The 18958-nt window shown below is 58.1% G+C and carries 19 protein-coding genes; 12 read left to right on the top strand and 7 right to left on the bottom strand.

Annotated elements, in window-relative coordinates:
- Positions 1-431: 431 nt before the first annotated feature.
- Positions 432-776 (top strand): hypothetical protein, encoded by a 345-nt coding sequence (locus tag HV796_RS00500; RefSeq protein ID WP_175224106.1) that lies wholly within the window; start codon positions 432-434, stop codon positions 774-776.
- Between the two features lie 97 nt (positions 777-873).
- Positions 874-1065: a hypothetical protein gene (locus tag HV796_RS00495; protein ID WP_246355617.1), complete on the top strand. Its 192-nt coding sequence runs from the start codon at positions 874-876 to the stop codon at positions 1063-1065.
- A 246-nt stretch (positions 1066-1311) separates the two neighbouring features.
- Here the strand turns inward: HV796_RS00495 and HV796_RS00490 are convergent, their stop codons facing one another.
- On the bottom strand, positions 1312-3105 hold the full coding sequence (locus HV796_RS00490; RefSeq protein WP_175224104.1) for a B12-binding domain-containing radical SAM protein: 1794 nt from the start codon (positions 3103-3105) through the stop codon (positions 1312-1314).
- Between the two features lie 1088 nt (positions 3106-4193).
- On the opposite strand from HV796_RS00490, the gene HV796_RS00485 reads away from it, so the two are divergent.
- The 5 genes from HV796_RS00485 to HV796_RS00465 all read left to right on the top strand — a co-directional run bounded on the left by HV796_RS00485 (position 4194) and on the right by HV796_RS00465 (position 8325).
- Positions 4194-4775, top strand: coding sequence for a BPSL1445 family SYLF domain-containing lipoprotein (locus HV796_RS00485; RefSeq protein ID WP_175224103.1), 582 nt, complete (start codon positions 4194-4196; stop codon positions 4773-4775).
- A gap of 134 nt (positions 4776-4909) precedes the next feature.
- Positions 4910-5428, top strand: coding sequence for a dimethylsulfonioproprionate lyase family protein (locus HV796_RS00480; RefSeq protein WP_175224101.1), 519 nt, complete (start codon positions 4910-4912; stop codon positions 5426-5428).
- 248 nt (positions 5429-5676) lie between these two features.
- Positions 5677-6666 (top strand): alpha/beta hydrolase family protein, encoded by a 990-nt coding sequence (locus HV796_RS00475; RefSeq protein ID WP_246355616.1) that lies wholly within the window; start codon positions 5677-5679, stop codon positions 6664-6666.
- A gap of 297 nt (positions 6667-6963) precedes the next feature.
- Positions 6964-7242, top strand: coding sequence for a hypothetical protein (locus HV796_RS45785; RefSeq protein ID WP_425497090.1), 279 nt, complete (start codon positions 6964-6966; stop codon positions 7240-7242).
- A gap of 39 nt (positions 7243-7281) precedes the next feature.
- Positions 7282-8325 carry a rod shape-determining protein gene (locus tag HV796_RS00465; protein WP_175224097.1) on the top strand — a complete coding sequence of 348 codons (1044 nt, stop codon included), beginning with the start codon at positions 7282-7284 and terminating at the stop codon, positions 8323-8325.
- 34 nt (positions 8326-8359) lie between these two features.
- On the opposite strand, the gene HV796_RS00460 is transcribed toward HV796_RS00465, so the two are convergent.
- A complete protein-coding gene (locus HV796_RS00460) occupies positions 8360-9289 on the bottom strand; it encodes an AraC family transcriptional regulator (protein WP_175224095.1) in 930 nt (309 codons plus the stop codon).
- A 366-nt stretch (positions 9290-9655) separates the two neighbouring features.
- Between HV796_RS00460 and HV796_RS00455 the strand changes: the two genes are divergently transcribed.
- On the top strand, positions 9656-11194 hold the full coding sequence (locus HV796_RS00455) for a GMC family oxidoreductase (protein ID WP_343052845.1): 1539 nt from the start codon (positions 9656-9658) through the stop codon (positions 11192-11194).
- Positions 11195-11292: 98 nt separating this feature from the next.
- Complete coding sequence (locus HV796_RS00450) at positions 11293-12360, top strand: extracellular catalytic domain type 2 short-chain-length polyhydroxyalkanoate depolymerase (protein WP_175224092.1); 1068 nt, start codon at positions 11293-11295, stop codon at positions 12358-12360.
- A 175-nt stretch (positions 12361-12535) separates the two neighbouring features.
- On the opposite strand, the gene HV796_RS00445 is transcribed toward HV796_RS00450, so the two are convergent.
- On the bottom strand, positions 12536-12694 hold the full coding sequence (locus HV796_RS00445) for a hypothetical protein (RefSeq protein WP_175224090.1): 159 nt from the start codon (positions 12692-12694) through the stop codon (positions 12536-12538).
- A 140-nt stretch (positions 12695-12834) separates the two neighbouring features.
- Complete coding sequence (locus tag HV796_RS45345; protein ID WP_281369732.1) at positions 12835-12960, bottom strand: hypothetical protein; 126 nt, start codon at positions 12958-12960, stop codon at positions 12835-12837.
- A gap of 41 nt (positions 12961-13001) precedes the next feature.
- Between HV796_RS45345 and HV796_RS00440 the strand changes: the two genes are divergently transcribed.
- The 3 genes from HV796_RS00440 to HV796_RS00430 all read left to right on the top strand — a co-directional run bounded on the left by HV796_RS00440 (position 13002) and on the right by HV796_RS00430 (position 15392).
- Positions 13002-13634: a LysE family translocator gene (locus HV796_RS00440; RefSeq protein WP_175224089.1), complete on the top strand. Its 633-nt coding sequence runs from the start codon at positions 13002-13004 to the stop codon at positions 13632-13634.
- A gap of 309 nt (positions 13635-13943) precedes the next feature.
- Positions 13944-14627 carry an aspartate/glutamate racemase family protein gene (locus HV796_RS00435; RefSeq protein ID WP_175224087.1) on the top strand — a complete coding sequence of 228 codons (684 nt, stop codon included), beginning with the start codon at positions 13944-13946 and terminating at the stop codon, positions 14625-14627.
- A gap of 231 nt (positions 14628-14858) precedes the next feature.
- Complete coding sequence (locus tag HV796_RS00430; protein ID WP_175224084.1) at positions 14859-15392, top strand: VOC family protein; 534 nt, start codon at positions 14859-14861, stop codon at positions 15390-15392.
- 255 nt (positions 15393-15647) lie between these two features.
- Here HV796_RS00430 and HV796_RS00425 read toward each other — a convergent pair whose 3' ends face one another.
- The 3 genes from HV796_RS00425 to hemL form a co-directional block, all read right to left on the bottom strand.
- Positions 15648-16259, bottom strand: a complete 612-nt coding sequence (locus HV796_RS00425; RefSeq protein ID WP_175224083.1) for a riboflavin synthase — start codon at positions 16257-16259, stop codon at positions 15648-15650.
- Between the two features lie 16 nt (positions 16260-16275).
- Positions 16276-17397 (bottom strand): bifunctional diaminohydroxyphosphoribosylaminopyrimidine deaminase/5-amino-6-(5-phosphoribosylamino)uracil reductase RibD, encoded by a 1122-nt coding sequence (gene ribD, locus HV796_RS00420; RefSeq protein WP_175224081.1) that lies wholly within the window; start codon positions 17395-17397, stop codon positions 16276-16278.
- A gap of 135 nt (positions 17398-17532) precedes the next feature.
- A complete protein-coding gene (gene hemL, locus HV796_RS00415; protein ID WP_175224080.1) occupies positions 17533-18816 on the bottom strand; it encodes a glutamate-1-semialdehyde 2,1-aminomutase in 1284 nt (427 codons plus the stop codon).
- Positions 18817-18958 lie beyond the last annotated feature (142 nt).

Genomic DNA, 18958 nt, shown 5'->3' with positions numbered 1-18958 from the left:
TGACCATTAAGCGGCGAAGCCGCAATGGCGTTTATCGCAAAAACCTCGCGTTGCCGGGTCAAGTAGTCGAGAGCGGCACTGTCCATGGCCACCCTGCCGTCACGTGCGTTTCTATAAGCAGACTCACTGAAGCTCCTTAGTGCTGCGTCCTGCTCCGTAGAGTGTGTCGCATGAGCTATGACAGGAGAGGGACCCGATTGGCTGGCAATGCAGTAAATTCCAGCCCCGTTAATCCAGATAGCAGAGCACGCTCGTTCTGATCCAAAAGGTTGCTTATAGGTCCATTCGAAGATTGCCAGGTTGCGTCAGGGTTCGATGAACTGTTCATGAACTTGTGTGCAATGCTTGATGCGATGTTGAACCTGTTCCGGAATGTAGGGTTAACCGGCCTGGCCAATTGGTGATGTCGCCATTGCTTGCTCCGCGTTGTCGTGGAAGAAACTTTATTTCACGCGTTTTCGCAAACCTTCCCCGCGATCATACGAAACGACAAGCTACGTTCCGAATCCCCCAAACAGGTGATGAACACGACTGGGATGATCACGATGAATCTGACCAAGGTGGGAATGGCGTGCCGCACTTCCAGGCACACTGCGAGAATAGCGGCGCACGCCTTTTCAGGTCTTCAGGCGGCCATCGTCCAGCAATCGGAAGATGACCCCGAGCTCGACGACGCACAGATCGCACTGTCGCGGACTACGGAAAGCGAATTCACGACGATATGTACAAGGCTGGAAGCCACGTCAGGTGTCCACGAATGTCGGCATGGCAAGTGAGACGGGAGCAGGCCATGATGCGCACGTATGAATATCACGGCAGGTACTATCGAGGCTCGGCGTTGGCAAACTCATTGTGACCGGCGCGCAGACGGACATGTACATTCGATCTACGATGCACGGCGCACTCGCGCGCGGCTATGACGCGACTCTGGTCAGCGATGCCCATACGACAGGGGATATGACGCAAAGGGGAGCGCTCCCAACCGAGCGCCGTAATACGCCATACCAACATGTAGTGGAGCAATCAAAGGGCGCCTGGTCGCCTGGGTGGAGTCATCGCGAGTAAAGACATTATTTTTGCGCGTTCTGGTTGCTGACGCCGAACGACCTTTAAAGCCTTGTGCCACTGTGCACAGACGTCCGATATCTAGCGTAAATCGGACATAGTGTTCACTGGTTTGGATGACCGAACCTGGCCGCACAGCGTCGCGCAACCGAGGTCCCGAGAGTCTCCGGAAGGCGAATCACGCAAGCCGCATAAAGCGCCCCTAAGCTGCCCTTCAATTCCGGAGTTAATCTACGGCAGCTCATATCATGCTGCAGACGGGCCCGATGACCGGATGGCAATACGCCGGTGGTGGACAGCCAGTGCTGCCTCGCCGCCGCTCGTGGCATGAAAGAGTCCAAGCTGCTCGAACTCCTCTTCCTGCAGCGGCGTGATGGCGATATCCGTGTAGGCGTAACGGTCCGGTGCCTTCATGACTTCCCTGAGGATAGCCTCTGTCTTGAGGTAGAAGCGCAGATATTTTGTCGCCTTGACAGCGGTCTCACTCCAGTAGCGCGGATAGAAGCGAAGTGGCGATTCGACCGGTAGCCCCCAACGGCGGTCACGGCGGTGTTTCATCCGCAGGGCTCCCCCTTCGAGCGGATGCACACCCTCGTGTTCGATCATCAGTCTGAACCAGGCGATTGTGCGCATGATCGTCTTCGGTCGGCCGTTCGGAATCTGCGCTGCCCGCTTGACGATCGTGCGGATATGCTCGTACGAGTAGAACGCGCTCCAGGCGTACCGATACGCTTCTTCCCATTCAGCGTCCGACATTTTCGGGTGGTGCGTGACCCGGTGGTTGGTGTCGTATTTGTTGATGTCCGGGTCCATCCATTCACCAATCCTTACCATCGTTTGATGATCCTCGGAGCCTGGAAGCGGGGTGAGCATGAAGAATTCGAGAATGTCGATTGGCAATTCACGCTTGATGATCTCGATGTCGCGCTGGATCGATTCTTTCGTGTCCGCCGGGAATCCAATGATATAGCCGGCGTAGGTAATCGCGCCGTGGGCGCGCCACTTCTGCAGCATGGCGCGGTATTCGGTGATCTTGTTCTGCCGCTTCTTGGCCGCGATCAGATTCTCGGGATTGATATTCTCAAGCCCGATGAACACGCGACGCACACCCGCGCGCGTTGCCTTCTCGATGAAGTCTGGAATCTTGTGACAGAGCGTGTCGACCTGGATCGTGAAGCCGCAGTGAATACCTTCCTTTTCCCGAAGTTCGATGACGCGGTCGAGAAGGATCTCCCAGTCGTGGTTGCGTGCGAAGTTATCATCCGTGACGAAGAACCGGTCGATGCCCTGCGTTGCGTTCTCGCGGATGATCTTCTCGAGATCGTCGGGGGTGCGAAAGCGACTCTTGTGCCCCTGCACGTTGATGATGGTACAAAACGAGCACTGATACGGGCAACCACGACCGAGGTCAACCGAGGTATAGGTACCTGCCGTGCGTTCGATATGCTTGCGCGGCAAGTAGGGCTGAGGAGCACCTTCGAGCGAGGGTAACCGGTCCATGAAGTTATACAAGGGCTTCATTGCACCATTCCACGCGTCGAGAAGGATTTCATCAAGACGCTGTTCCTCGGCCTCTCCAGCGAAGAGCGCCACACCCATTGCTTGTGCTTCCTTAAGTTCAGCGGGCATCTCGGGCAGCATGGAGATGCAGCCAGAAACGTGGAAGCCACCGATCGCAACCGGCAAGCCTGCGGCACGGAACTGGCGGGCGAGGTCGAGTGCGCGCGGGTACTGGTTCGACTGCACACCGACCAGACTAATCATCGATCTCCCGCCCTTTGCCTTCAGGTCACGAATGATGCGCTCTGGCCACACTCGCTGGTTGGTTTCGTCGCATGTTTCGATCTCAAATTGGACGCCAGGGCCCAGCAGCTTTCGCTTTCGCGCGTCATCAGCGAGCGCATACATACAGGCGAGTGTATTGGAAGGCATGACCGAGCGGAGCCACTGGATCGGGTAGCCGTCGTCGTCGTAATGGGTTGGCTTGATGAGGACGAGAGAGAATTGCAAACTGTCCGAAATAGAGTGGTTCGTGCCCATGGTCCGTTCTGTACTCCTGTCTGGAAGTCACAAAACCGTGGAGGTCGTCCGTCTTCAAAAAATCGTAGGTGAATCGTGAACTGGCAAGCCCGCTTCGCGCATCTTTCTGGTTAGGTGATGCGAAATGCACTCACTCTCGCTGAAGAGAACCTTAACCCGTCTGCTCGTTATCTATGCGCTTTCGATGGTCGTGTGTGTTGCGCGGTGCTTTTGCGCGATGACACACTTCGGTCCGGGCATCGTAGCGCGCGCAGACCTTCCGTTCGGCCCTGGTTCGACGATGCGCAAGCCACATGACCAGCCTGATAACGAAAACGAAGCAGGCGACGTAGACCAGAGCGAGGCCGCGGAATGAAGATGTCTCGAACGTACTTTCTGAAACCCTGAAAACGAAAATCGAGGCCAGTACAGGCAATTGAAGTGTCACGCATCCCACTGCCACAATTGGCAGGTATGCACGTATAACCCGCGAACTAGCAATTCCTGGCCACATGGTTCGGCATGGTCTCGTTGATAGGACCTGCTGGGCGATCCTGGGAGTATAGGCTGCCATTGTGATGCTTAAGCGATACTTAGCATATGCCTTCATCATGCAGTTCGACGGCTTTCAAGTTGCTTTACCTTGTTACCATGGGCCGCGCTGCGACGTGCTTCACTTCCTCACCCACCCCCGGACTCTTTGTGCAAACGAAGCCAGTCAACACCAGGCAACGACAATTAACGAAGCGACGGGCAAACCCTTCTATCGCGAAAGGAGATGCCGCCAGATAATGAATTGAAAGCTCGAAACGCTATGGACAGCGTGATTTCTGTGACCGCTCTGAGACGGATACGAGGATGCCGGGATATGGCTTCATCGCAGCTAGCATGCCGCTGTATTCAATGCCAATTGCCCAGTCGGCATATTCCGTTCGAATGCTTCCCACAATGAGACGGACTCTCAATAGCGATCGCATGCAATCTCCACTGAAGCGCTTTTTAAAGTATAGCCATTTGCGGAGAGCCAGAAATAGTTCGCTAATCGAAAGAATGCCCTATGGCAACTGTTTCTGAGTCTATCAGAACCCGTCAACCAGATGGAGGATGACATGCGGCGGCGCGATTTCATGATCAGCACGATTGTCGCGGCTATCTCGGCCGCATATGCCGGATGCACGACGACTTCCGGCAGTGGCGAAAGCGCAGCGACTGATATGGCCAGGCGTCAGTCCATTGACGCAAGCGTTGACGGCGCGATGTCGCGTCTCTATACCTCGGTCAAAGGGTCGCGGGAACTTGTGTCAAAGGCACAAGGCGTTCTGGTGTTTCCGAACGTGCTCCAGGCTGGCTTCATCGTAGGTGCACAGCACGGCGATGGCTCATTGCAAGTACGCGGTAGCACGGTTGGGTACTACAGCACGACATCGGGCTCGGTTGGCTTCACGGCAGGCGCGCAATCGAAGACGATCATCTTTCTTTTCATGACTTCCGATGCGCTCGCCCGGTTCCGCGGTTCGAGCGGCTGGACGGTTGCAGGCGATGCCTCTGTCGCGCTCGTGAAGGTCGGTGCGAACGGAACGATTGACACGACTACAGCCACAGCGCCTGTGGAGGTTATCGTCATGACCAACGCTGGCCTGATGGCGGACGTTTCGCTAGCCGGAACAAAGGTCACGCCGCTGAAGATCTAAGTTCGGAAAAGCGCAGCGCCCGTCCAGGAAATCCCGTGCATCGATCGTAGCGCGAAAGAGGAATTGATGACTGCCCGCCCCAATTTACTAACGATTTCATTCGTGTCACGCGATAACACGTCGCATCGGAGCGCTTGCCGCTCGAAGGGCGTGAGCTAGCTGAGAAGGTATTCGTGAGATTGGATACGCCATCTGACGACGGACAGAGGGCGGGCACACGCTATCCGGCGTGCGAGTCGCTCGAAGCAACGATCTCCGCTCTCGCTAAAGAACCGCAATTCCGCGATATAGCCGCCGCGCTCAAAGCGGTTGAGCCAATGCTCAGGTGGCGCCGACGGAAGTCTGGACCCAACGGTAGCCCAGGGTATGTCGAACAACACGCAAATGGCATCATTTGCGGCCCCGGCGGTGCCGAAAGTCGAAGCGACGTTCAGTTGGGGCTCACGATCATGCTGCCCCAAACGCGGTATCCGGATCACAGCCATTTACCCGAAGAAGCGTATCCACTGCTGAGTCCTGGCGAATTCCGGCAAGGCGATGGCGAATGGGTGGCCCCGGGGCTGGGCGGCGGTATCTTCAACACGCCGAACGTCATGCACGCGATGCGCTCGGGTGCCTCCCCTTTTCTGGCTTTGTGGTGTCTTCTTGTCTGACCCCGCATTCGCACGGCTACATCACGAGATGTCGTGCGACGCTGAAGACGGAAAAACGGGCACCGCAGACCGTTCTGCGGCGCTCGTCTCACTCTTCGCTCCATGACTACTTCGCACCGAACCAAACAGCGAACTTCTCGCTCAGATTATCTAAGTGGTCCGCCCAGACAGCCGTGAAGCGCTGCGCCACGTTGACAGTCCCTCGCGTCTTAATGCACCTTAAGCCATTTCCCACGTGGAGCCCAACCGTGCGCCTCGTCACGCTCCTCCTTGTGGCGTTCTTGCTAACAACGTTACCGATAGCGTGCGCCGCCGAAGTCGGCTTTCAGGCAGTCTCGATTCCCGATGCCGACGAGCAACCGCTGAGCGGCGGCGTTTGGTATCCGACTGATGCACAGGCCTCGCCGCATCTGATTGGCAGGGCGACGCAAGCAGTCGCATTGAATGCGCCCGTCGCGGGACAAAACCTGCCGCTCGTCGTCATATCGCATGGCTCAGGCGGGTGGTACGGCGGTCACTATGACACCGCGATTACGCTCGCACGGGCCGGCTTCGTGGTCGCTGCTGTGACGCACCGCGGCGACAGCTTCGATGATCACAGCCGTGCCGTGCAGATCTGGCGTCGTCCCGCGCAGCTCAAACGACTCACGGATTACATGCTCACCCGCTGGCCGCAGCGCGCGTCGATCGATGCAAGCCGGGTCGGCGTGTTCGGCTTCTCCGCTGGCGGCTTTACCGCACTCGTTGCCGCCGGCGGCATGCCGGATCTAAATCGAATTGGACCGTACTGCGTTGACCACCCGGCAGCCGAAACCTGTGTGATCGTACGCAACGCGCCAGGGCTTGTGGGTCGCGTCACGACGCTACCGCCATCGGTGTGGGTACACGACCGGCGTATTCGTGCCGCCGTCGTCGCGGCTCCAGCGATCGGTTTCGCGTTCGGCCCGCGTGGACTAGCCGATGTTCGCATTCCCGTTCAGCTTTGGAGCGCGCAGTTCGACCACGTGCTACCCGCTCCTGACTACGCGGATGCGGTGCGCGCCGCGTTGCCCAACGCGCCGGACTTCCACGTCGCGGAAAATGCTGATCATTACGACTTTCTCCCCGCGTGCAGCGCGGCATTCGCACGCGATGTCCCGGAGATCTGTACGTCACGGCCGGGCTTCGATCGCGCCGAATTTCACGCCGAAATGAATCGAGATATTGTGGCGTTCTTCGAACGCACGCTTGGGCGCTAACGCCTGACAGGCAGGGCGCGCCAAGCTGTCCCGACAAGGTCGATGAGCAGCTTTGGCGTTGCTCCGTTCGTCGCGCGCGTCTTCCGACAGGGGGCAGTTTTTAAAACGGGCGCGGATACGATTTTTTAATTCTATTTGTCGAAATTTTATAACGAATATATCCGGCAGGACGTATCCTGCAGCCTGCTCCGATCACGATGTCAATGGCTGCCCAAGGCCATCGCGACTACTCCGTTATTCGCGTTGATCGGTCTCGGCGCCGATGGACTGCCCTCAGCCTGCCATGGTCCCGAAGAGGTGTTTCTCGCATTCAAACAGCACACGCCACTCGCCCTGTTTCTCGCATCGGCGACCCCAGCCACAGTCTTCATCACCTCGTTCGGCTACAGCCCGATCATCGAATTGTTCTCCGCTGCTGGCCGCGGCTATCGCGTCGCGACAGAATTGTCCGGTCCGCACTATATTGCCCGCAGCGGCTATCCGGCGCTTGCAGCGAAGTACCGGATCGTGTCCGTCGCGCCGTGTTCGTCACGCGTCCGATGTGAAGACCGGTTGACGGACGGCCCTGCCACGTAAGGACTCAAGCGCCCGGAATCGGGCGAAACGGGATTTTGAATGTTCGGTTTTTTGCGCAGCTACTTTTCAAACGATCTGGCGATCGATCTCGGTACCTCAAACACGCTGATCTACATGCGCGGCAAGGGCATTGTCCTCAACGAGCCTTCGGTCGTGTCGATCCGTCAGGAAGGCGGCCCGAATGGCAAGAAAACCATTCTGGCGGTCGGCAAGGAAGCCAAGCAGATGCTCGGCAAGGTGCCGGGCAACATTGAAGCGATCCGCCCGATGAAGGACGGCGTGATCGCCGACTTCAACATTACCCAGCAGATGATCAAACAGTTTATCCGGATGGTGCACACGCCGCGCATTTTTGCGCCGTCCCCGCGCATCATTATCTGCGTGCCCTGCGGGTCAACCCAGGTCGAACGGCGTGCAATCAGGGAGGCTGCCCATAGCGCGGGCGCATCGCAGGTCTACCTGATCGAAGAGCCGATGGCTGCCGCGACCGGTGCTGGTCTGCCCGTCTCTGAGGCGACCGGCTCGATGGTGGTCGATATCGGAGGCGGTACGACCGAAGTTGGCGTGATCTCGCTCGGCGGTATCGTCTACAAGGGTTCGGTGCGCGTCGGGGGCGACAAGTTCGATGAGGCGATCGTCAACTACATCCGCCGCAACTATGGCATGTTGATCGGTGAGCAGACCGCCGAAGCGGTCAAGAAGGCAATCGGCTCCGCGTTCCCAGGCTCCGAAGTCAAGGAAATGGAAGTGAAGGGCCGTAACCTTTCGGAGGGCATTCCGCGCAGTTTCACCATCTCCAGCAATGAAATTCTCGAAGCGCTCACCGATCCGCTGAACCAGATCATATCGGCGGTCAAGATCGCTCTCGAACAAACGCCGCCGGAACTCGGCGCCGATATCGCGCAGCGCGGAATCATGCTCGCGGGCGGTGGTGCGCTACTGCGTGATCTGGATCGCCTGCTCGCCGAAGAGACCGGTCTACCCGTGTTCGTTGCGGACGCCCCGCTGAACTGCGTCGTGCGCGGCTCCGGCATGGTGCTCGAACATATGGAAAAATTCGGCGGGGTCTTTTCCCACGAATGAGAAGGCAGGCGCGGTCAAAGATTCCCGTACACAGTCATGCGCCGACCGCGTCTCGAGGGGAGACACCAAAGTGCTGCTTAAACATACGGCTAAAGTGAGAGGGCGATTCAAAACCGCATATGAAAGCGATCTCCTGTATTTGCATGCGGTGCTGACCGAACTGCTTGACGAGGCTATGAGCCCTCTCAAGGCGTTTCTCCAGAACGTATCGCATAACAGTCTTCCCCTCCATTCGAAAGAGTTTCGCCAGATAATTTGCCGATATGCGAAGTTCCGCAGCGATCTGGCCGAGGTTCAATCGGGAATCGCCAAGGCGTCTCGCGATCATCGTTTTCGCGCGAAGAATAATCATGTCGGATCGTCCGGACACTACCGATCCGGTTGAGTCACCCAGCAACGTTTCCATCATGTCTAATGTTTGTTCACCCACTTTCTCCCGAAATGGCGGGCTGGGCAGTTCCATCTGAGCGGCGAAGCAGATCACCAGGTCTCTAAGAAGCGTAACGTCCGGAGACGACAGTTCAGGAGCCGTGATTCGACGCGAGCCGTAGGCATACCCGCGTGCCTTGAGTGCCTGTTTCGGCACTTTTAAAGCTATGAGACGAGTTGAACCGAAAAAGAGGTCCCGAAACGGCCACGCCCCGTCGACGGTCAGCACGCTGCCCACAGGGAACATTCTTTCCTCACCATGCTGTGAGATGAGTACCGAACCACGCGCAATGACCTTCACGAACACGTAATCTTCGCTGACCGCCGATTTGCCCTGCAATAGGGAGGCCCATGTCTGATCCGTCACACGGGCATCCAGCACGCCGACCTGACCGGCGTACCACGTTTTGGTCCAGGAGCTGGAATTTTCCCCAAGATCCGCTGTCATGCCACACTGTTTTTCGAATTCGTACCTCCATGTTTCCTGCTGCGTTGACGAAGAATTCGCCGGATATTCGACGATGGCGAGCGTCACGGGACATCTCCAAACGTTGATCTATACAAAACCGGGAAATTTTCTGTGCGCGCCGCATGGCAAGCCGAAAAATGTGCAAGAGGTTCGAGCTCGCGCGACTTCGACGTCTGCCACTCCGGAGAACATCTGGAGTGCTAGAGATATTCCGGAGAATCATGGTTCTTATTCCGGCGAGATCTGTTTCGAACAGGTTCGGCAAATCGGCTGAAATACCGCATCGCAGATACGTTCTGGTCATGAATTAGGCACGTTTCAGGATAGTTGATGCGAAATGCAACGATATAAGATCGTCACCCATGGTTAGCGCATCATGTTCCGCTGATTACCGATGCTATCGTTGAATGTGTCCACGCAGGGGTATCTGCTTTGCCACTCGCCACAGCCGATGTCTTGACTGACTCGTACGACCATATTGTCGTAGGTGGAGGATCAGCTGGCGCTCTCATTGCCGCGAGACTATCCGAAGATAGCCGGTGCCGTGTCCTGCTTATCGAGGCCGGGGACGCTGCCGTGGATCGACCTTCAATAGTCGATCCGACACTCTGGTTTGCGAATTTTGGCACCCCAGTGGATTGGCAGTATCGTACTGTCGAACAACCAAACGCTAACGGACGGAAGTTCGACTGGAATCGCGGCAAGGTACTCGGCGGATCAAGCAGTATCAACGCCGCGGTTTGGGTTTGGGGGCATCCAGCTGATTTTGATGCCTGGGCGGCTGCGGGCAACATCGGATGGGATTTCGGAAGTCTCGAGCCAATCTTTCAACGTCTTGAAGCACGTCTGCATGGTTCCTGTAATGGACGACGCGGCAGCTCGGGGCCAATGCGCCTGACCTCCACCTCGAACCGCGTGCCGCTCGCGGCCGCTTTCCTTCGGGCGTGCGAGGAGATGGGTCACGCTGTGCCTGACGACGTGAACGGCCCAATCAAGGAAGGTTGCGGAACGTACGACTTTTCCATCATGGATGGACAGCGCTTTAGCGTAGTGCAGGCTTTCCTTCTTCCTGCGATCGGTCGTCAGAATCTCTCTGTTTTAACCAATGCGAACGTCGATTCATTGATATTTAAAGGGACACGCTGCATTGGCGTTCGCGGTGAAGTTGACGGGAAACTGCGGGAGCTTCGGTCACGTCATGACGTCGTGTTGAGTGCCGGGGTGATGGGTTCTCCCCGTTTGTTGATGCGGTCGGGGGTTGGCAATGCAGCGGAACTGGAGCGACTCGGATTGAACGTAGTCGCGGACCTACCCGGCGTCGGCGAAAATCTCCATGACCATTGCCTGGTGAATGCTTTTGCCGCGGAAACATCGACCGTTACCGAAGGTGTAGGCGCGCATCTCTACGCTCGCACAAGCGACGGGATACATGTTCCCGATCATGAAGTGATCGTCTCAGCCTGGGCAACAGAACTGCCAGACGTGCCAGTGGAGAGAGGCTTCTCTCTACATACAGCGCTTGTACGGCCGCAAAGTCGAGGTCGACTTGCGCTTACATCGACTGATCGGAACGCGCCACTTCTTATCGACCCCGGATATTTTTCCGAACCAGGTGATTTAGCCACGCTTTGTGCTGCCATCGAGAAGTGCGTCGAACTCGCTGCATCACCAGCGCTACTGGATCAACGTTCAGGCGCAGTACGTATGCCGCCTTCCGGAAAGGCGGCGTTACGCGAGTTCGTCAAGAACAGGATGGGTACGTACTGGCACCCGGTTGGAACGTGCTCAATGGGTATTGAAGCATGTTCCGTTGTGGACCCAACTCTTTGTGTTCATGGCATCTCGAATCTGCGAGTTGCTGACAGTTCGGTGATGCCACGAATAACGACCGGCAACACCCTTGCACCTACATTGGTTATTGCAGAACGGGCAGCAAGCTTGATCGCGAAAGTTGAGACTCCCGGGTGCTAGTTTTGCTTCGTTTGCCTGACGTCCTCGCGTGTCACGAACGAGCAGAGCATAGCCCGTGCCGATGCGAATACCTCACCGGCGTGATCGTGGAGAATGCGATGAATGGATGGAGATTGAGCCGCACCGTTTGCCGGCATCTCGCTCGCGCGATGTTCGTGACCGTCGGCATTGTTGCAGCCGGCGCGCTGCATGCGGCGCCGCTGCGCGGCTATGGCGCGGACGCGACGCATACCTCGGTTTCCGGGTTGTCTTCGGGCGCGTTCATGGCCGCGCAGTTCGACGTCGCGTGGTCGAAGCATCTCGTGGGCGCCGGCATCGTCGCAGGCGGTCCGTTCTATTGCGCGGGCCTGTTCCCGCTTGCGAATCCCGCGAGCGCCGCGCAGACCCACTGCATGAATCCGACCGGCAATACCGGGCCGCGCGCACAAGACGCACTGGCGGCGGCGCGCAAGTTCGCAGGCGAGCAGCGCATCGACGATGTGAGCGGAGTTGCCTCGCAGCGCATCTATGTTTTTAGCGGCACCCAGGATCCTGTCGTGACGACGCGTGTGGTCGCGCAGGTGCCGCTCTTCTACAAGCTCGCCGGCACGCCCGACGACCACGTCCGGTATATCGACAACGTGGCAGCGGGTCATGGACTCATCACGGATAACAGTGCGAATACGCCATGCGCGCTATCGCAGCCGCCGTTCATCAACAATTGCGGCTTCGAACAATCGCAAGACATCCTGCGCTGGATTTACGGTACGTTGAACGCGCCGGCGGTTTCGCCCAGCACCAACCTGCTGAGTTTCGATCAGCGCCCGTTCGATCCCGACGACAAGGCGTCGCTGCGTCCAACCGGTTACGTCTATGTGCCGACCGCCTGCGCGCGGCCCGGTAGCGCGTGCCGCATTCACGTGGCGTTTCACGGCTGCCTCCAGAACGCGCAGAAGATCGGCGATCTCTATGCGCAGAGCGCCGGCTACAACGAAATCGCGGAGAGCAATCACATCATCATTCTTTATCCGCAGGTGGCAATGTCGACGAAGAATCCGCTCGGCTGTTGGGATTTCTGGGGCTACACAAGCCCTGATCCACAGAAGCCCGACTTCTATTCGAAAAGCGCACCGCAGATTGCCGCGGTGATGCGCATGGTCAAGCGCCTTTCCGATCCGGCGCGCTAAACGCCGCGCAAAGGCAAGCCCCAAAATCTCCGCAATCCGAAACTTGACGTGGCATTGATTGCGGCAGCCGTTCAGGTGTCTGGTTCACAGCTCACACGACTTGTTAGAGCCGAGGGCCAGACATTAACGCGCTATGTCAACCGGCTAACGCTCGCAACCGAGCTGTTCCAACAGATCAGCGTGACGCTCGCCGGGTTTTCGCTATTGCCACCATGCGTGCGTTATCCATCCACCAGCTGACGACGAACGCTGCAAACTCAGCACGTAATGGCTCGGCTATCGTCAGCTCTCCTTTAAAAGGACAACCTGCATTTTTTGAATCGAGAGTATCCATGAGGCTCTTTCTTTGTTTCCCCTGTCTCCCGTGGCTTCCTCGAGGTCCGAGGCGCCCGTCTCGCATACGGCGCTGGCTACGAAGACGATGCAGATAGGTCGGCGCAGGAACCAGACAGCGGTTCGCCTCGCCTGGAATGCTCACAGCAGGCCCCCCGAGAACACCGACGCCCGATACCCATGCTGGCTGGGTATGGTTCGCTGGCCGATGATCTGCGGCACGACCGGACGCCGTCGTTCGAGATTGACCCTATAGAGCGCGCTCATTAAACTGAGATCCCTTTTGTGCCACACAAAGGGGACGCCTCATGCTTAGTCTTGCCACCCTCGGACTCTTCTGCGCGGCTTGTCTCGCGTTAACGATGACGCCCGGCCCGGATATGCTGCTCATAGCGTCAAGGAGCATGGCCCAGGGACGCTCTGCCGGCTTTGCATCGCTAGCCGGAATACTGGTGGGAACGTACTGCCATGCAATCGCGGCCGCATTTGGCCTTGCCCGATTGTTTCTCGCCGTTCCCCTTGCCTACGATGTAGTGCGGTTTGCTGGCGCTACCTATCTGCTCTATCTCGCGTGGAAGACCATTCGCACGGCTTCGCTTCCGACGGCACCGGCACCGGGCGAAGCTCGGCTTGCTGCTCAAAAGATCTTCAGACAGGGGCTGCTAACCAATCTGCTCAATCCGAAGATGGCGCTGTTCGTCCTTGCACTGTTCCCGCAGTTTGTGCGCCCCCAGGACGGGTCGGTTGCCCTTCAGATCTTGACGCTCGCAACCGTCCTCAACTTTATCGGCTTGATTGTGAATGGGATCGTCATTCTGCTGGCAGATCGACTGGGTGAGCGGTGGTCGAGTCATCGCCGCCGGTCGCGAATTCCCCGATATCTGCTTGGATCGGTGTTCACCGGATTGGCATTTCGGCTTGCTGTTGAGAGCCGGAAATGAAGATGTTTTGAGGGCCACCATACTGCGAAATAACACAACGACGCTGCTCGCGCAGAGGAGCGTAGCCATTGTCCGTGAACTTCATAGTCCGCACTATTTGCCTCCTTGAGGAAAAGAGTGATTTCGATTCCGGGCGGATGATGTTTTTTTGCAAACAACGCATATTTAGGTTCACCCGACACACTTCCGCCTGCACGGAACGTCGGGTGCTTTTTCATGTTGCTGGGGTACACCCCATGCTTGCGTATCTGCAACCAACTGGCGTCCAGTCAAGACTTCTTTCAACCGGGCACTCAAAGGATACAGGCAATGCACATCGGACTGATCGGCGGCATCGGACCCGCGGCGACCGAGGTCTATTATCGAAGGCTGGTGCGCCTGCACGCCGACGCAAGGCGACGGCTTTCTCTGACTATCGTTCACGGCGACTCCACTGAACTGATCGCGAATCTGGAAGCAGGTTGTGCGATCGAGCAAGCGGTCAGCTTCGCGAGGTACATCGATCAGCTTCGCGCAGGGGGGTGTGAAGCGGTGGCTCTTACATCAATGGGGGCGCACTTCTGCATCAAGGATCTGGCAGCCATCTCCAGCTTGCCGCTCATCAACGCCATTCCGGTTCTGGACGCCTATTTTGCCGAGAGAGGTTTATCTCGAGTTGGCGTTCTCGGAACGCGGGCCGTGATGGGCTCTCGTCTCTACGGCGTATCCGAGGCCGAGGTCGTGACTGTCGATCCCGACGAAATCGACCGTATCCATGGTTGTTACGTCGCGATAGCGGTCGCGGGATTCGCGACGCCCGGACAGCGCGACTATTTGTACGAGGCAGGTCGAAAGCTGTGTCGGGATAAGGGCGCGGAAGTGGTTGTCCTCGGAGGCACGGACTTGTCGCTCGCATTCGGCGGTGAGGATCCGGGCTATCCGACGGTCGACAGCGCGATCATCCACGCTGACGCAATCGCGCGCGTCGCGATGGACTTTGGCTTGCCTCGATAGGGTGTGGATCCGCGCCAGATGACGCTTGAACGGACGAGGAATCGAAGAGATTTAATATTGACAGTAGTGTCCAATTACTCTAGTTTACCCTAATTCATGACACAGATGTCAAACATGTCGCGACGACCCATGATGATCGGCTGCTTCGTGCAACGAGATGATCGCTCGCGCAAACGCTTCGCTCATTCCCCAGAGCAGTGCAACACGGCTCTCCCTTACATAAGAGCACATATGACTGACTATTCACCTGATATTAAAGGTTTGCATCACAACGCTTATCGATGCAGGGATTCAGAAGAAACTCGGCGATTCTATGAGGGGCTGCTCGGGCTTCGACTGGCGAGCGCACTGGAACTCAGTGCGACCAAGACCGGTCGTCCAATCAAGGCATTGCATACTTTTTTCGAAATGGGTGATCATTCATTTCTCGCGTTTTTCGAAGTCATAGGGGATGAGCGTGAGGGTATGTTTGAACCCAAGTCGGATTTCGATCTGCACATCGCACTGGAATTGCCCGATGTGCTGACCATGATGACCTACAAGGAGAAAGCGGTCGCCGCTGGCGTCGAAGTGCGCGGCCCATCGGATCATGGGACTATCCAATCGATCTACCTGCGCGATCCTAACGGTTATGTCATCGAGTTAACGACCCGAGTGAAAAGTGACGAGAAAAGCATTGAGCGTGGCTTACTTGAAGCCCGTGGAATAGTCGATCGGTGGCAACATAACAAGTACGCATCGCCGACGCCAGGCACGCTTAACTGAACAGCGATTCATTCGGCCGTTTTCAGTTGAGACGCCGACGCTTGGCAGTCGCCTGAACTGGACGGGCGAACGGCGCTTCTGGCCGCGTACGGCCGGATGGGTCGCTTTTTCTTTCAGCCATCCGTTGTGCTTACGAAAAAGAGCTGTGTGCCAGAAGTACCGTCACGAAATCGTAGACGGAGTGACTTTCAATTGCGACGACAGCAAATTGAAATTTCTGGAAAAAGCGAATCAATTCAGCGTTTTATAGCCATCCTAAGACGCCCCCAGCATCCTCTCCACATACCGCGCAATCAGATCAATCTCCAGATTCACCTTCGCCCCTTCTTTCAGATGCCTAAGCGTCGTCACCTGCAGCGTATGCGGAATCAGATTGATCGAAAACTCACAACCATCATCACGATCGTCGACCGAATTCACGGTTAGGCTCACCCCATTCACCGTAATCGACCCCTTATACGCGAGATAACGTCCGATCTCCTTCGGCGCAAGCACCCGCAGCTCATGTGATTCCCCAACCGGCGCAAACCGCGTCACCGTCCCCAGCCCATCGACATGCCCGGACACGATATGCCCGCCAAGCCGGTCATGCGCGCGCAACGCTTTCTCCAGATTCACATCGCCCGTCTGCGCTAGCCCAACCGTGAGATTCAAACTTTCCCGCGACACGTCGACATCAAACGAATGACCGGTCTTCCCGATCACCGTCATACACGCGCCCTGGATCGCGATGCTGTCGCCGAGCTGCACGTCCTCGAGATCCAGCGCGCCGGCCTCGACAGTCAAACGCACGCCCGCTTCCGGTTCGCTGCCAAGCGGCTTGATCGATGCGATACGGCCAACGGCCGCGACGATTCCTGTAAACATCGTTGCAATGTCCTGTTCAGTGCAAGGGCAGAGGCGGAACGAGCCGCGCCAGAATGCGAATGTCGCTGCCGATCCGGTCAACCGATTGATACTCGAGATGCAAGCGCTCATCAAGCGACGCAGGCGCAACAAGGTTAAACATGCTCATCGAATCTGAACCAAGCAGACTAGGCGCAAGATAAACCAGCAATTCATCAACACACCCTTCGCGCAGCAGCGAGCCGTTCAGTTTGTAACCCGCTTCGACGTGCAGTTCGTTCACGCCGCGTTCAGCGAGTTCGATTAGCACGCGCGGCAGATCAACCTTACCGTTCTCATTGACGAGCGGCACGATTTCCGCGCCGCGGTCGCGCAACGCGATAGCGCGCTGTTCCAGCTGTTCATCGAGATTGCCGCAGAAAATCAGAGTCGGCGCACCGGCAAGAATGTGCGCTTCCGGCGGCACGTCGAGCCGGCTATCGATCAGCACACGTTTCGGCTGGCGCGGCGTCTCGACGGCGCGCACGGTCATATGCGGGTTATCTTCGCGGATCGTACCGATGCCAGTGAGAATGGCCGACGCGCGCGCACGCCACGCATGGCCGTCCGCGCGCGCCGCTTCGCCGGTAATCCATTGGCTCTCGCCAGACGGCAAGCCGGTGCGGCCGTCGAGCGATGCCGCCACCTTCATCCGTACCCAGGGACGCTTGCGCGTCATCCGTGACACAAAGCCGATATTCATCTCGCGCGCTTCATTCGCGAGCAGTTCGCATCGCACTTCGATGCCCGCGTCGCGCAACATCGACAGACCGCGCCCCGACACCAACGGATTCGGGTCTTCCATGGCCGCGACCACGCGCCCGACTTTCGCTTCGATCAGCGCATTCGCGCACGGCGGCGTGCGGCCGAAATGACTGCACGGTTCAAGCGTCACGTAGACGGTCGCACCCCGCAGCTCGTGACCGCGCGCTCGCGCATCCTTCAGCGCGCGGATTTCCGCGTGGTCCTGACCGGCGGGCTGCGTAAAGCCTTCGCCGATCACTTCACCATCCTTGACGATCACACAGCCGACCCGCGGGTTCGGGTCGGTCGTGTACATGCCGCGCGCCGCGAGAACGAGCGCGCGTTCCATATGAACGAAATCGGTTTGCGAGAACATCGGTGTCCTGTTCGTGCCTGGGCGGCTCTTTGACAACGTAAAAGCACGTGAAGCCTGGGCCGCTGTGATCGATTCGCTTGCCAGGTTGATACGTTAAGGTCTTCCGCAGCAGCGCGGCGCTTCCTTACTCGCTGGTTACGCGTGCAACGCCGCAAATGCCTGACGGGCGAGATCGACCGTCGTGTCAATCACCGCATCGTCGTGCGCGCTCGACACGAAACCCGCCTCGTACGCGGACGGCGCGAAGTACACGCCCGCATCGAGCATCTTATGAAAGAACGCATTAAAGCGCGGCACATCGCAGTGCGAGATATCGGCGAAGCTGCGCGGAATCGCGTCCGTGAAATACAGGCCGAACATCCCGCCGATCGAATCGGCCGCGAACGGCACCTTGGCGGCGTGCGCCGCTTCGGTCAGGCCGCTGACGAGACGCGCGGTTTGCCGCGCGAGCTGATCGTAGAAACCCGGCGCCTGGATCAGTTGCAGCGTTTTCAGCCCGGCGGCAACCGCGATCGGATTACCCGACAACGTGCCCGCCTGGTAGACGCCGCCGAGCGGCGCGAGATGGGCCATGATGTCGCGCCGTCCGCCAAACGCGGCCGCGGGCATGCCGCCGCCGATCACCTTGCCGAGACACGTGAGGTCCGGCGTGATGCCGTAGACCTGCTGCGCGCCGCCAAGCGCGACGCGAAACCCGCACATCACTTCGTCGAAAATCAGCACCGAGCCGTATTCGCTGGTCAGGCGGCGCAGCGCCTGCAGGAACGCCGGCGTCGCGCGCACGAGGTTCATATTGCCGGCGACCGGCTCAACGATGACCGATGCGATTTCATTGCCGAATGCGTTGAACGCTTCTTCGAGCGCCTCGACGTTGTTGTATTCGAGCACGGTGGTGTGCTTCGCGATATCGACCGGCACGCCCGCGGAAGTCGGATTGCCGAACGTCAGCAGCCCGGAGCCCGCCTTGACGAGCAGGCTGTCCGCGTGACCGTGATAGCAGCCTTCGAACTTGATGATGCGGCTGCGGTTCGTGAAGCCGCGCGCAAGGCGCAGCGCGCTCATCGTCGCTTCGGTGCCGCTCGACACCATCCGCACCTGCTCGATTGACGGCATCAGCTTGCAGATTTCCTCGGCGATCTCGACTTCGGCCTCGGTCGGCGCGCCGAACGAAAAGCCGTTGACCAGCACTCGCTGCACCGCGTCGAGCACGTCCGGATGCACATGGCCGAGGATCATCGGCCCCCACGAGCCGATATAGTCGATATAGCGCTGGCCGTCGGCGTCCCAGAAGTAAGGGCCTTGCGCGCGCTCGATAAAGCGCGGCGTGCCGCCGACCGAGCGGAAGGCGCGTACCGGAGAATTGACGCCGCCGGGAATCGTCTGTTGCGCGCGTTCGAAGAGAGCTTGGTTCCTGGACATGGCTTGGACCTGCGTAGTCAGAAAATGACCGAAAAATGACCGGATGGCACGAAAGACGCGCTCGTGGCGCGATCAGAGCCGGCGGGCGGCGCGCGTGTCGACTGTGGGCGGGCCGCGGCGGCTGAGTGGTTGCGTGAAATTG

It is taken from the genome of Paraburkholderia humisilvae (assembly GCF_902859855.1).
Taxonomy (GTDB): Bacteria; Pseudomonadota; Gammaproteobacteria; order Burkholderiales; family Burkholderiaceae; genus Paraburkholderia; species Paraburkholderia humisilvae.
This window is presented reverse-complemented; position numbering and strand designations above follow the sequence as displayed.

Bases quoted from the DNA above. Each gene is read 5' to 3' on its own strand.
- HV796_RS00450 (WP_175224092.1), top strand. From the start codon at position 11,293: ATGAATGGATGGAGATTGAGCCGCACCGTTTGCCGGCATCTCGCTCGC.
- HV796_RS00485 (WP_175224103.1), top strand. From the start codon at position 4,194: ATGCGGCGGCGCGATTTCATGATCAGCACGATTGTCGCGGCTATCTCG.
- HV796_RS45345 (WP_281369732.1), bottom strand. From the start codon at position 12,960: ATGAGCGCGCTCTATAGGGTCAATCTCGAACGACGGCGTCCGGTCGTG.
- HV796_RS00495 (WP_246355617.1), top strand. From the start codon at position 874: ATGTACATTCGATCTACGATGCACGGCGCACTCGCGCGCGGCTATGAC.
- HV796_RS00430 (WP_175224084.1), top strand. From the start codon at position 14,859: ATGACTGACTATTCACCTGATATTAAAGGTTTGCATCACAACGCTTAT.
- HV796_RS00440 (WP_175224089.1), top strand. From the start codon at position 13,002: ATGCTTAGTCTTGCCACCCTCGGACTCTTCTGCGCGGCTTGTCTCGCG.
- HV796_RS00490 (WP_175224104.1), bottom strand. From the start codon at position 3,105: ATGGGCACGAACCACTCTATTTCGGACAGTTTGCAATTCTCTCTCGTC.
- HV796_RS00425 (WP_175224083.1), bottom strand. From the start codon at position 16,259: ATGTTTACAGGAATCGTCGCGGCCGTTGGCCGTATCGCATCGATCAAG.
- hemL (WP_175224080.1), bottom strand. From the start codon at position 18,816: ATGTCCAGGAACCAAGCTCTCTTCGAACGCGCGCAACAGACGATTCCC.
- HV796_RS00435 (WP_175224087.1), top strand. From the start codon at position 13,944: ATGCACATCGGACTGATCGGCGGCATCGGACCCGCGGCGACCGAGGTC.
- HV796_RS00445 (WP_175224090.1), bottom strand. From the start codon at position 12,694: ATGGATACTCTCGATTCAAAAAATGCAGGTTGTCCTTTTAAAGGAGAG.
- ribD (WP_175224081.1), bottom strand. From the start codon at position 17,397: ATGTTCTCGCAAACCGATTTCGTTCATATGGAACGCGCGCTCGTTCTC.
- HV796_RS00465 (WP_175224097.1), top strand. From the start codon at position 7,282: ATGTTCGGTTTTTTGCGCAGCTACTTTTCAAACGATCTGGCGATCGAT.